At 43.9% G+C, this 13,338-nt stretch carries 10 protein-coding genes; all 10 read right to left on the bottom strand.

Features of this window, described 5'->3' with window-relative positions; translation table 11 throughout:
- Window positions 1–20: 20 nt before the first annotated feature.
- Complete coding sequence (locus F1644_RS18205) at window positions 21–1,184, bottom strand: FecR family protein (RefSeq protein WP_118304320.1); 1,164 nt, start codon at window positions 1,182–1,184, stop codon at window positions 21–23.
- Window positions 1,185–1,252: 68 nt separating this feature from the next.
- The gene (locus tag F1644_RS18200) at window positions 1,253–1,783 is read right to left on the bottom strand and encodes a sigma-70 family RNA polymerase sigma factor (RefSeq protein WP_158572056.1); all 531 of its coding nucleotides are present in this window, start codon (window positions 1,781–1,783) and stop codon (window positions 1,253–1,255) included.
- A gap of 541 nt (window positions 1,784–2,324) precedes the next feature.
- Window positions 2,325–3,935, bottom strand: coding sequence for a PKD-like family lipoprotein (locus tag F1644_RS18195; protein ID WP_118304321.1), 1,611 nt, complete (start codon window positions 3,933–3,935; stop codon window positions 2,325–2,327).
- Between the two features lie 17 nt (window positions 3,936–3,952).
- Window positions 3,953–4,786, bottom strand: coding sequence for a DUF4843 domain-containing protein (locus F1644_RS18190; RefSeq protein WP_118304322.1), 834 nt, complete (start codon window positions 4,784–4,786; stop codon window positions 3,953–3,955).
- 12 nt (window positions 4,787–4,798) lie between these two features.
- Window positions 4,799–6,274 (bottom strand): RagB/SusD family nutrient uptake outer membrane protein, encoded by a 1,476-nt coding sequence (locus F1644_RS18185; RefSeq protein WP_158572055.1) that lies wholly within the window; start codon window positions 6,272–6,274, stop codon window positions 4,799–4,801.
- 12 nt (window positions 6,275–6,286) lie between these two features.
- Window positions 6,287–9,397 (bottom strand): SusC/RagA family TonB-linked outer membrane protein, encoded by a 3,111-nt coding sequence (locus F1644_RS18180; protein WP_118304324.1) that lies wholly within the window; start codon window positions 9,395–9,397, stop codon window positions 6,287–6,289.
- A gap of 965 nt (window positions 9,398–10,362) precedes the next feature.
- A complete protein-coding gene (locus tag F1644_RS18175; protein WP_118304325.1) occupies window positions 10,363–10,749 on the bottom strand; it encodes an HIT family protein in 387 nt (128 codons plus the stop codon).
- On the bottom strand, window positions 10,742–11,827 hold the full coding sequence (locus F1644_RS18170; RefSeq protein ID WP_118304326.1) for an HNH endonuclease domain-containing protein: 1,086 nt from the start codon (window positions 11,825–11,827) through the stop codon (window positions 10,742–10,744). Before F1644_RS18170 ends, F1644_RS18175 begins: the two co-directional genes overlap by 8 nt.
- Before the next feature lie 79 nt (window positions 11,828–11,906).
- Window positions 11,907–12,695: a nucleotidyl transferase AbiEii/AbiGii toxin family protein gene (locus F1644_RS18165; protein WP_118304327.1), complete on the bottom strand. Its 789-nt coding sequence runs from the start codon at window positions 12,693–12,695 to the stop codon at window positions 11,907–11,909.
- Window positions 12,692–13,309: a type IV toxin-antitoxin system AbiEi family antitoxin domain-containing protein gene (locus F1644_RS18160; protein ID WP_118304328.1), complete on the bottom strand. Its 618-nt coding sequence runs from the start codon at window positions 13,307–13,309 to the stop codon at window positions 12,692–12,694. Before F1644_RS18160 ends, F1644_RS18165 begins: the two co-directional genes overlap by 4 nt.
- Between the last annotated feature and the right edge of the window lie 29 nt (window positions 13,310–13,338).

Below are 13,338 nucleotides of genomic sequence, written 5' to 3'. Positions count from 1 at the left end.
AAATTAAAATGATTACTTATTTATCTAATTACCTCGGAAACGACTAACGTCTTTCCATTTACCTTTACTCCAATTCGATTCGTCTTCATCAACAAACCGGTAATCACCGAAATCTCGCTATCCCGACTTGCCCACAATTCAAATCGATAATCTCGAACCTTATCCCCCACGTACATGACATCAAAATCATACCACCGTTTCAAATCATCCATGATAGATTCCAATGACTCGTTCTCGTAATAGAAATACCCATCCTTCCAAGCAATATACCTGTTCACGTTCACCTTCGTGATCTCCGGCACGCTCTCGGCGAAGCGGGCATTCTCTCCCGGGTTTAACGTATACTCCGAACCGTTCTCCGTTTTCTTCACGGCAACCCGGCCCTGTACCAATGTCACGTGAACATTCTCCTCTCCGTAAGAACGTACATTAAATTCTGTCCCGTACACCTTCGTGTAAATATCAGAAGACACGACTATAAAAGGATGTTTCTCATCGTGAGCCACGGAAAAATAACCTTCTCCTTTCAAAAATACCTCCCGTTTTTCACCCACGAAAGAAGTTGGGTAACGCAATTCCGATTCAGAATTCAACCATACAACGGTTCCATCATTCAAGGTCAATTTATACTCTGCCCCCTTGGGTACTCGAAGCGTGTGATAACTGACCACAGCCCCCTTGGCCAAATTGTAATTAATCCCTCTCAGACTATCGTACTCCACACGGATACCTTCACCCAGCTCCCGACTTTCACTCCCGGATGCACTCAAAACAAGTTCCTCTCCGGATTCCGTAATCAACACAGCTTGATTTTTTCCGGGGACAATGTGCTCTGCCACCGGAATCACCTCTTGCTTTTTCGACGACAACGAATTTTCCAACAACCACCAACTGGCGGAAATAAGTATAACCACGGCTGCAGCCACAGAAAACCAAGTCATTCGTCGAGACCGACCACCGGATTTCATCTTCCGGGTAAAATTCCGATATTCTCCCTCCACATCCAACTGATCACCCACGGTCAGCCGAAGCCCTCCTTCCAAGTACCTCCGACATTCCTCGTACAAATCCTTGTTACGGGGTTCTGCCAACCATTCCTGCACCCGAACTTCCTGCAATAACTCAGGATGATTCAGTATCTCAATGACAAAATTTAAACGATCTTCTTCTTTCTCGAATTTCATAACTTCACGTTCATTTTACTATTACACGTAAAGCATGGTAAATGATGTGGGTCAAAAAACAATATTTTTTATTTTTTTAAGAAAAACGCATATAACAATATCATTTCGACATCAGACATTTGTCCCCTTAATATACTGATTGCCTTCGTTATATGCCAACGAACCGTGTTAATAGAAATTCCCAACTCATCCCCCGCCTCTTGATATTTTTTCCGCTCGATAAAACATTTTTTGAACACAGTAGCTGTCTGTTGGGGCATATTCTCAATAATATGCATCACCTTTTCGATGAGTTGCTCATACTCCACGTATTCCTCCTCCTCTTCGGGAAAGGTCTTTTTATAAGCCAAAAACTTTTCTTTTGTTTTTTCCTTCCTCAAAAAATCAAGAGAACGGGAACGAACCAGTGAATATAAAAAGGGACGCAGAGAAACCGAAGAATCCAATTTTTCAAAATTCTTCCACACGTATTCATAAACATCCGTCACGATGTCTTTTGCTTCTTCTTCATCCCGAACAAAGCTTAAAGCATGAATATACAACTCTTTATAATGAGTTTTATACAATAACTCAAACGTGTCCCTCTTTTCTTTATCCACTATAATCTTTCAATTTGATCCATACTTTTTGCATCGATCCTTTTTTCCTCATGTCCAGTTCAAAGATAAATATTTTTATTTTAATCATAATCTTATTCAACAAACCTTCTTTCCACAAAAAACAAATTCCCCTTCCATCACATTTTATTTACATCACATTCCCGATTACAAAACAGATCAGGGGGAAATAAGGCCACACGCACAGATCACAGACGTTTCGTCCTCGTTCGATAATCGCTCCCCTTGAACGTCTTTACACCGACGGGGACACGCCTATCTGAAATCTGTATGCCCTTATTTCCCCCCATCCTCGCGGAGATCTCTTCCCACTCTTTAGCCGTAGACCGATCTCACGCATAACAAAGAGTAAAAAGAGAATTTATCAAAAGGAAAAGAAATCATCTTTTAAACAACTACCTCCCCTAACCCCTCCTTACACAGGAGGGGGAACCGCTTGGTAATCATCCCTTCCCCTGTGTAAGGGGGAGTTGGAGGGGGTAGTCATTTAAAACAAGACTTCTAACACTTTTTCTCTATCACGTTATCGCCGCTCACGATACACGACATCCTTTATCTTTGCAAAACCACTGTATTCCGCCCTTTTCGTCACACTATTATTCACCCCATCCACCGGGTAGAACCCTAGCTTCCCGCCATTGTTATCCGGAGCCGCCGTATTATACGAACCCACCATCAACTCATACTGCCGAGCCATAAACTCGTCGGACTGATTATTCAGATCGCTTAACGAACATTGCCTGTACAGGTTAAATTTCAACATCGTAACAGTCTCGTTTTCCCCTAAAGCAATATTATTCATCGGGTAAGTCGTGTTTGTTCCTAAATTATGCAAATACACCTTATTCCCCACGGCATAGAACATATAAGGGAATTGAGAATGGAAAGCAAAAATCGTCGCCTTGTCAAAATCGGGTGCATTCAAATTCTCGTACTTCGCCTCCTGTACGAAACCGTTATTCGACATATTGATCCCGTAAATACAACGCTTTCCTCCGGCATCCTGCAAAACGGAGTATACCAAACCATTGGAATAACGGGTACTCTCCATATACACCAGCTCCATCCCCGTCTTGAAACTGAACAAACTGTTCTCCGGGTCAGCCACGGGAGTCAAAGTTTGCATGGCATCGGCAACATAACCATACTTCCATCCCATGAAACGCTTGTTGTCCATGTCATAAAACAGAGCCGTTTTCCCGTTACCCAAGCGGGCCATGCTCACACCCACGTACGGGGCTACCCGGTACTCCGGAGCTTTCCCTCGTTCCGACGTGTTGATCGGGTACTCGAAAGCGGCCCCACCATAATCCAGTACCTGTGCGTAGGCATTTCCGGCATCCGTCACGCAAAGGCAGGCCAACGCACCCGCGTTACTCGCGTTATTTACCGTCTCATAGCGTACGACATACTCTCCTTCCGGGGGAAGGATAAAATCGACAAACCCGATCTCCCATGATTTATCCGTCTTGAACGTTTCCCGATCCAGTTTATACGCCCCCTCGCCCGTCATCACGTAGATCAGGTCGTTGGGACTATAATACCGGTTCGGGTAGAATGCGATTCCCTTTGCCCCCTTCGATTCCGGTAACCCCAAGGGTGCCAACAAGTCATAAGCCGGTATAATCCGCTCGGCCGAGATCACGGAAATCATATCCATCCGCACTCTTGCGTTCTCTCCCTCCTCACAAAGTATCATCCATCCCTCGTAAGTGGGGGACGAAACCCTTATATCGAACGTTGCGGACGTCTGTATGCCGGAGCGTTTGTCCGTCACGGCAAACCAACCGATATACGTATCAGCGGAAAAAGCGGCCAACGTGTCCAAGTTCAACGTCCCGGCAGGATTCAGGTTTACCCAATTTTGGTTAAGCACGATCGTTCCCCCGGATTTTTTCTCAATCTTGTAACTAAACTCGAAATTGGTGTTCCCCGTCCCGATCTCTCCTTCCAGTGAAGAAACCACCTTAGGATTCACGATGATATGATCGGAATTTCCCAGCACCTCAATCACCTCCGGAACATTCTCAATGGTTATTTCCGCCACCTCATGGTAATCGTAATTTCCCTTGTCATCAAAGCAAGCACAAAGAGAAACAACAAGTAAAAACAATATAATATAATTCATTTTCATAACATCTCGTTTTAATATTATTCATACCGGGAGTAATCGACCGAGTAGGACGGGTCAAGTTGCATATATTCCCCGTCAGAGTCCAGTTCCGGGGTTCCGGCATCCGCCTGTTCCTGCAAATATTTCTGCACGGCGAGAGCGAAAAAATTAAACCGTCCGTATTGCACCTTCGCCCCGGCATACCCAGCACCACTCCAATCCGTGGGAGTCAACCCACAAACCGAGTTAACCACGACATACTTTTCAGGTGTCCAATTCCCGAAAAATTCTGTCCCGAAATCCGTCCAGTAGCCCGGTTCCGTGTACATCTCGCTCACCGAAAAGGCAAACAGATTCCCGTGAATCATCACCCCCGTGGACGAGTACGCATTCGTGTTCTTGTACTCCGGAAAATAACACTTAAAATATTCGTTATCTTCCAGCCGGAGAACCAACCGTATCGTTCTTTTCATCAAGTCTGCCGTGCGAAAAAAACGTACACGCACTCTCGCGGAACTCTCCCCCGCACGAACAACCAGCGTGTCCAGGTCGATCTCGTAATGCTCGCCTTCAACAGCCGTCGAACCTTCTTTATCCACGACTACCTTGAAAGGACGATCATAGTCAGCCACTTTACCCATCGTCCGAACCGTAGCGGCAAGCACCGCACTCTTCGCCGAGGCTCGAACAGACGCGAAGGAAGAAGAGAGCGAATCCGTGTAATATTCCGTGGTCGTCCCGTAAATAGACATCGTCACCATTTGAAAATAAATCCCGGCATCATCTGTGGTAAAAATCGAGCTATCCTGTTTTTCACAAGCACTTGCGACAAAACCCAGTCCCACGATCAATAAAATATTTTTCCATTTCATAACCTTGTCATTTTAACGATTAGCAATTTCCTTGGAAGGCACCGGTAGCACGTAGCGTTCTTCCCGGGCCCCGTAAGTATTGGTATCATACCCGTTCTCGTAACTATTGATATTTATATACAGCCGTTTATACATGAAAAAGATTTGCCCCTCGCCGATAAACTCCCGCACGTACTCCGAACGCAACCGCTTCATGAAATCATCCTCTGAAACGACAGGCGCGTCGGGTAACCCTCTCCGGGCTCGAACCCGGTTCAGCCAACCATACTTGTCCGCCAACAGGGGCTCGCTCTCCGCCGCGATGTAATATACTTCGCTCAACCGGATCAACGACATGAAAACAGCGTAGAAATACTCTGATCCCGCCGTCCCGTCAGGTTGGTCTATCTCCTTGTATTTAATCATCACGTGACCGCTCTCACCCACGCCGGATGCTACCTGCCACCACGTCTGGAATCGATAATCCTGTGTCTCTCCGGCAAAAAGGCTCGTTCCCACGAAATCTTTCCGGGGATGCAGGAGATTATTTCCCGCCTGCTCCGAGCTGAAATAACGGGTATAAATCTCCTTTCGGTCCTTTTTATAAATTCCCGTCAGTACTTCCGTGGAGAATACCCGGTCGGGATTGCTCTGGTTGGCCAGCAGTTTATTCGGGTCCACCGCCGGGAAATATTCATCCACTTTCGGGTCCGTCAACAGTTTCCGGGCAGCAGCCAGCGCGTTCGCCTGTTCTCCCGCGTACAGGTACACCCTCGCCTTCAATGCCAACACGGCGTAATAATTCATCCGCAACTGGCGATAGCGCAGGTAAACTTCCTCGTCTTCCCCGAGAGAGGCCATCGGCCCGTTCTCGATCACCGGGTCACTATCCGCCAGTAACTTCTCGGCCTCATCCAGATCCCGCAATATTTTCTCGTGTAACACAGAATCGGCCGTCATTAACGGCAGGGCCGCCACTTTCGACGATTCGTTGTAGGGAATGGATGCCGCCTCCGGGTGGAGCTTGTAAACCGGACCGAACAAACGCAACATATCAAAGTGCAGGAAAGCTCGAACGGCCAGCATCTCGCCTTTCAGCACGCGATACTCCTGCCCCTGCAACACGCCTTCGCTCTCTTCAAGATTCTCCAGCAACACGTTGCAATTCAACACCGTGTTGTAAGCCGTCGTCCACGTGTTCTCCAACTCTTTCTCGACCTCTTCACCCGTGTAAGCAAAGGTACTTAACGCGGTCAAGTACGTGTTCACAGAGAGAGGCAGGTAGCGTTTCGAAATCACGTCCACCAACTCGTAGGAAAGATTTTTCCCGTAAAGAGCCGTGGAGGCCACCTTGTTATATATCCCGTTTACCGCCGTGTAGAATCCGCCTCTCGTAGCGAATAATTGTTTCTCCGACTGCTTGTCCTTGGGTTGCACGTCCAGAAAGCTCGAACACCCGGCACCACACACGAGCATGACCCCGATCCAAATGATATTCCATAATTTCATAACCATTCTTCTTTAAAAATTAAACGAAAGTCCTGCCTCCATACTCCGGGCAAAAGGATAAGATATTCCTCTTTCAGACCGGATTGTCGATGCCCGGAACACGTCACGCATGGAGAATTGTAGTTTCAGGCTACTCAAGCCAAGTTTCTCGATCCACCCGTTGTAAAACTCGTACCCCAGATAGAGAGACTCCAAGGTCAACACGTTCTCTGTCTGCACGAAACGGGAAGACATCGGGGTCGTCTCCGCACTGGCAATATCCTTGAAACGCACGATGTCCCCCACTTCCTGCCAACGTTCGTACAACGCCCGCTTATCCTGATTCTTGTTCAAATCACTCCTTGAAATATTTTCCACCTTACTATAAAGGGCCTCGTTGAACACGTCCGCACCCATCTGGTAACGGAAATTCAAACTCACGGAAAATCCCTTCCAGTTGAGCGAGGTCCCGATCACACCTTCCACGTCGGGACGGGTGTTCCCGCAAATCACCTCGTCATCATACGAGAAATCGTACGTGTAGCTACCATCCTTGGCATAGAACAACTCCTTCCCGTTCGAGGGATCAATCCCCGCGGACTTCACCGCCCAAATATCATCCGGGTCTGCCCCGTCATAATACCTCACCGTGTTTTCTCCCTTTCCACTGGCGTTCAACGTGGAGAGCTTGTTCCCGATCTTGTCAATCCGGGTTTTCTGAGTTCGCACGTTCGCCCGTATCATCCACGAGAAACGTTTCTCAAAATCTTGGAAAATATAATAAGACACCGATGCCGTCAATCCCTGTGACACCTGTTCTCCCGCATTCGTCATGTAAGTCGGCGTTCCGGAAGAAAGCGGCGTACTTACCTTGATCAACAACGGGTCGGTCACCTTGTAATAATAATCCGCCGTCAGCGAGAAACGCTTGTTAAACAACGTCACGTCGAGACCAATATTTTTATCGACCGTGATCTGCCATTCCAAATCGGGATTACCGATTTGTGACAACACGGCACCCAGCCCGAAATAGTTCATCGAACCGTACTGGAAAGAATAAGTCAACAAGGATTGCGCCGAGTCAAAACTCTGGTTTCCGGGATTACCGATAGAGGCCCGCAGTTTCAATATGTTAATCCATTCCACGTGATCCATGATAAACTTCTCCTTGTGCAAGTTCCAGCCTAACCCGACCGACCACGTCGTGTTATACTTTCGGGAGGTTCCAAAAACCGAAGACCCGCTTGTCCGCAAACTGAAATCCATCAAATAACGATCGTCAAAAGAGTACCCCGCGTTGAAATAACCGTTCACCGAGCGGGACACCGTCTCGTAGTATGTCGGCGTGCCATTTTCCGGGTAACCGTTCGAGAATGAGGGATAAGAAAAATTACCCTCCGGGAATCCTAATGCTGAATATCCCTGCGTTAACGACTTGTTACTGGAAATATTTCCCCCGGCCACCAAGTTAATCCGGTGTCTCCCCAACATCTTGGCATACGTGACACTCAATTCCGCCTCCACTTGATTTTTTCTGGTATTCGTTGAACGATATTCCCCTTTCTTGATCGTTTCCACATTCTCGTAACGGGTATCATTCCGGGAATAGAACTTTTCCGTGTCGTCATTCCCGTAAGTCAGCCCTAACCGGGCACGTACCCGCCATTCCACGGTGGGGAAATACTCCGCCATGAAATAATTACTAATAGAGAGATTTTTCCCCTCGTCCCGACTATTCTGTCGGGCATTCCACAACGGGTTAGCCGCCTTGAAAAATTTGTTATTCTCCAACCATTTATCCACGGTTCCATCCTCGTTATACTTTCTGTAATAAGGATTCGCCGCGGCATACGCGCTGAAAGCCACGATCGGGTTCTTGTAATCAGTTGAAGTCAACGAGAATTTATTGGAGAACTGAAATTTCGACATCCGGTAAATCAAATCAATATTACCGCTAAGCACCTCCCTATCAGACTTCTCCATAACCCCGGTTATCCCGTTATATCCCGCACCTAAACCAAACAGGAAGTTTCCTTCACCGCCCTGCACATAGAGCGAGTGTTTCTGGTTCACCCCTACCCGTAAAGGTTCTGCCAGCCAGTACGTGTTTACACCGCTCTCGATTTCCTTCAATTTCTCGTTATACAACCGATTCATTTCCACTTCGTTCGCTGTCGACCAATTCGCCGGGTCGTACCTTCCTGCCAATAATTCAAATTCCAGTTTTTCCCTTGAATTCATCAAGTTATAACTCGACAAATCGGGTATCGAGAGATTCATGTTCCCGTTGTAGCTCACCTGTAACTTCCCCGCTTCCGGTTTCACCGTTTCTACCACGATCACCCCGTTAGCCGCCTTCGAACCGTAAATTGCCGTCGATGCCGCATCTTTCAAGATCGTGATCGAGGCCACCCGGTTTATATCCAGATCATTAATCGCTGCCAACGTAGACTCGAAACCATCCAGGATAAACAATGGCTGGTTCGGGTCGGCATCCAGCTCGTCCCGCAATCCCAACATGCTCGACTTTCCCCGGATTTCCATGTTCGGCAAGCGATTCGGGTCAGAACCGAACTGGTTATCCTCGATAATGGCGAAAGCCGGGTCCAAAGTCTTCAAGCTTTGTAACACGTTCTGCGTACCCATCGTTTTCAACTCGGCAGCCGAGTAAGTGGAAGCCGATCCCGTGAAACTTTCCTTCTTACGGGTGAAGATACCCGTCACCACCACGTCTTCCAGTTTCACGTCCTCTTCCCGCAACACGATCGTCAACTCCTTTTGTTCCGCACCCGTTTTCAGCCGGGGAATCTTCACGATCTCGGTCTTCATCCCGATAAAGGAAACTACCAGCGTGGCCGTGTCAGCCGGGATCAACAACTTGAACTTCCCATCAACATCAGTGGCCGTTCCCATCGACGTTCCTCCCAGACGCACCGAGACTCCCGGTATCGGCAGCTTCTTCTCGTCCACCACCTTTCCCCTCACCTCCCGATTCGCTACACGAGTGGAATCCACCGTCCCGGCCCTCGTCAATAGCGGGAAGCCCAACAATAAAATCATAAATAACCGGATTGTCACGGTTACCGTCCTTCGATCCGACAGTAACTTTCGCTTAAAAACTTTCCTGTCATAAGTTTTTTTCATAACTTTGATTGTTAATTAATTGATAAAATTGATTTACACAAGGGGGTGATATTCAACGTTTCTCAGGCATAGAATACACCCCTCTTTTATTTTTCTGTTTCTTCTTTCACAATTTACATTTCGTAACAATTTGACATACCCATCCCTACCTTTACCATACAAGATAAAGATTTTACAAAACTGATCAAAAGATATAAAGATCAAAACATTCCTAACTTCGAATACTCTCCTAGCCGACCTAATTACAAATCAATAGTAAAATCAAAGAAATATGGAAAGCAGATCAGCAATTCCCCTCACAAAAATATGATCACGATTTACCCTCATAAGCCTTTTTGTTTAAAGATTAGGACGAAAAAAAACGGTTCCGCCTGTCCCGCTGCGTAACACCTCAAGGGCTGTGGGTGCATTACACACTCCATCACGGGGGTTCGGAACCGCCGTATGGAGATAACAGGCATAAAAAATGCCTGCTATGCAGTGGCAGGATTCCCTACCCTTGAGTATGTTACGCATTACAAATATATAAACATTTTTACAATAAACAAATATCACTTCACAAATTAACAGTCAATAATCATACAACATAGCTTTTTTTACATTTACACCGCTACAACATATTACAACTCTACATCTAGAAAGCATATATTTAAAGCTTCAAAATGGGATCTTCCGTAAATTCGGAGATTATATGAGACATATCTTGTGAAACCTTTCTTTACCGTTAGATAAGGATACCAAGGGAGTGCCAACACACCATTAACAAATCATAAACATAGACAAGTGTATATGCTATGTTCATACTATATTCATGTTACGCCAATAATCAAGGGAAAGGATAGTCCAACCTTAGTTATCTATGAAACAAGGGATAACTTTATAACTCTTTTGCGTGATTTCGTTTTGATCGTATCCTCTGAATTCCTGCTAACAATAATCTACCCTAAATTACAATCAAGACTAATTCAATATTTTTGCTTACAAGGAATCACCCCACGGACTCCCCCCTTCGGATTCTCCATATCCCCCTTATATCTTGGAATAAGATGCATATGTACATGAAATATAGACTGTCCTGCAGACTCGTTTACATTGACCCCAATATTATACCCATCCGGATGATAACGTTCATCTATAACCTTCTTTACATACCACAACATCTCTTGCATTTCCAGAACTTCATCACGAGTAAGTTCAAAATAATTAGACACATGACGTTTAGGAATTATCAACGCATGCCCCGGATTCACAGGGAAACCATCATAAAAAGCAATACAACTTTCAGTTTCAGAAATAATCTCGATTTCCTTTTTTAAATTACAAAAAGGACATTCAACAATCGTTTTATTCATAATTAAATGTATAATTCCATAACTCAAATCCCATATTCATAGCAATTTGAACCATTGGAGAAAATGTCTGATAAAAAATCTCATAAAAATGAACGTCATTCATATTTGCTAATTCATTTGGAGTATGCCCCAATGACAAGTAATCTTCTAACACCATCTTGTTTTTATCCAATGTTATATAAGTACACAAAGCCCTATGGTGAGCATTTGCCAATCCGGGGAGATAAACATCTAATAATGGTAATTTGTTACTCTTCGATGAATTAATACTTGGATCAGCAGGTAATAGATTCCACAATAAATCGTGAGAAACAAAACTCCATGGGATAAAATGATCTAAATCATAATTTCCCACATGCAATTCTCGTCCCGTATAAATACACGTTAATTGTCCATTTGTCTGAATCACTGTATTCCAAAACATACGCTGCCTTGTAAGTGAATCCCGGTATTCTGGTTTAATTAATTTATTAGGGATATTAGGTACATTGGGATTACGAGTTTGCAAAAACAATGTAAGATTCCAATAAGCAAAATCCATCAATATCCGGTAATTCTCCTTCAAATAATCACTCCAAGCAGGATTTATCTCAATCCACCATTCATTTTCCTCTTTTTTCAAGGCATACAAACAAACATTTTCAAATGCCTGAGAACGTACAACCATCTGTTTATCATCAGATGTATCTATCCACGGGCGAAGAAATCGAAAAGGGACATTCAACGTGAAAACACGTAACAACGACTTAATTTCTTTGCGATGCAATTCTTTCCTTAAAGCATCTACAATATCTTTTTTATTTGCATCTATTGGTATTCCGGCCAACACTTGGAGCTGTTTAATTGCCCCATACATCGAATCATTTTTCCCAAACGAAAGACGAAAATAATGAACCGGATACCATGCATTAGCAATCATCGAAATAATAATATCCCAAAGCTTTATCCGTGAAGTTTCCGTCCCCACATATATCTCTAAAATAGAAATAAACCAATAATATTTATAAGTAGCTACTGTCGAATTAAATACCCGACTCAAACAATTGGTGGTCAAAACCTTTGATGAAGGAATTTCCATACTATAACTATATCTTTAGAAATTACGCCATGCTAATATACATAAAATAATAAAACAGGCAAATATCATCCTCACATAATTATTCTGTCAGAGAATCCACAAATTCCCCAAATCTTAAGATCTTCTCACTATTCACTTTGTTGAAAAGTAAATGTTCAAAATCCTTTTGTTTCTCCTTCAAATCAACTGTTTTTAGCAATTCGACCGTCACTTGCTTAAATTCTTGCAAATTATGTATTCCACAACGTTGTGATAGATAATTGTAATCCGTTTTTGCTTGTGAAAGCAAAAACATCAGGTCATAAAAATCACGACCTTTAGCACGAGCTAACATAGCTGCAATTTTCATACTGCATAATACACCATCAGAAGGAACGGGAAACGGAAAAAAGAATCCACACTCCTTGATATTTGTAACAACCGGGGAATAATTAACTTGTTGATCTTGGCTCCCGACCTTTATTAAAAAACGTTCTTCCTTGTGTCCATTCAATCCTAAATCGAACAAGAGTTCCGGGAAATAGATATTACGCCTAAATGCTGTTAACTTCGGATTTTCTTTATCTTTCGCTTCGACCCTTAACCCTGAACGCTCCAAAAACCGGATTACCCCATTTGTCATTTCAACAAACTCTTCTTTCGATAATTCTTTACAATCAAAATCCAGGTCTTCGGAGAACCGATCGATCCCTTTGACTAAACGCAGGTTTGTTCCCCCGATAAAAACCATCTTTTGAATGGTTGGAGTAGAAGAAAGGTAATCTAAAATCATCAACTGCAAATACTCTTTCAACATATACTTATCGAAACTTGAATTTCCACGAATCTGAACTGGAAAATAATTTCTTATCTGCTCTATTTGTATCATAAATCATAAGTCTTAAAAAGTAATTTTATCCGACGGTCAAGTGCCTTGTTTTGAAACTTGCCACAATAGTCCATCAATAAATCCTTATTTAAATCATCATGTAGATAATCTTCATCCAAACGCAACTCCTCTAATTCCTGCTCGTTATCATAAAATGGATAAAGATACAGTAAATCAAGCAATGCTTTTTCAGGTGTAGCAAACTGCATGGTACGATTATCTGCCACTGGCTTTAATTCATACCCGAACATTAGATTCTCTTTGAGATTTTTATAGGAGTATTCACCAAAGTCGTTATTAAATGAGACAGTTTTTAGTGATGTCACACTGGTAATTTGCACTACTGCTTCCGGTATCATCCCGTAAAACGCTAATGCTGTATGTAGACTAATATAAGAGGGCCGGTAAATCCGATTAGCAAAATAAAGGGAATAATCCAGCTTACTCTTGTATTCAGAAAAAGCAAAATATCCTTGCCGTAAACGGACAAGATACCCTTTTTTCACCCAACGGGTAAGATTATTGCGGTCAAAATCCGGTTGCCATGCATATACCTGATAGATATTGAAACATGCTAAATCGAATAGTTGATTCTTAAATTCTAAAAAGGTCATTCTTTTATTTTGTTTCCATTATGCTGTAA

It is taken from the genome of Butyricimonas paravirosa (genome assembly GCF_032878955.1).
Lineage (GTDB): Bacteria > Bacteroidota > Bacteroidia > Bacteroidales > Marinifilaceae > Butyricimonas > Butyricimonas paravirosa.
Note: the sequence above shows the minus strand (reverse complement) of the source record. Positions and strands in the feature narration are given on the sequence as shown.

Excerpts from the sequence above, each read along its gene's own strand:
- F1644_RS18205 (WP_118304320.1), bottom strand. The coding sequence starts at position 1,184 with ATGAAATTCGAGAAAGAAGAAGATCGTTTAAATTTTGTCATTGAGATA.
- F1644_RS18195 (WP_118304321.1), bottom strand. The coding sequence starts at position 3,935 with ATGAAAATGAATTATATTATATTGTTTTTACTTGTTGTTTCTCTTTGT.
- F1644_RS18190 (WP_118304322.1), bottom strand. The coding sequence starts at position 4,786 with ATGAAATGGAAAAATATTTTATTGATCGTGGGACTGGGTTTTGTCGCA.
- F1644_RS18185 (WP_158572055.1), bottom strand. The coding sequence starts at position 6,274 with ATGAAATTATGGAATATCATTTGGATCGGGGTCATGCTCGTGTGTGGT.
- F1644_RS18180 (WP_118304324.1), bottom strand. The coding sequence starts at position 9,397 with ATGAAAAAAACTTATGACAGGAAAGTTTTTAAGCGAAAGTTACTGTCG.
- F1644_RS18175 (WP_118304325.1), bottom strand. The coding sequence starts at position 10,749 with ATGAATAAAACGATTGTTGAATGTCCTTTTTGTAATTTAAAAAAGGAA.
- F1644_RS18170 (WP_118304326.1), bottom strand. The coding sequence starts at position 11,827 with ATGGAAATTCCTTCATCAAAGGTTTTGACCACCAATTGTTTGAGTCGG.
- F1644_RS18165 (WP_118304327.1), bottom strand. The coding sequence starts at position 12,695 with ATGATACAAATAGAGCAGATAAGAAATTATTTTCCAGTTCAGATTCGT.
- F1644_RS18160 (WP_118304328.1), bottom strand. The coding sequence starts at position 13,309 with ATGACCTTTTTAGAATTTAAGAATCAACTATTCGATTTAGCATGTTTC.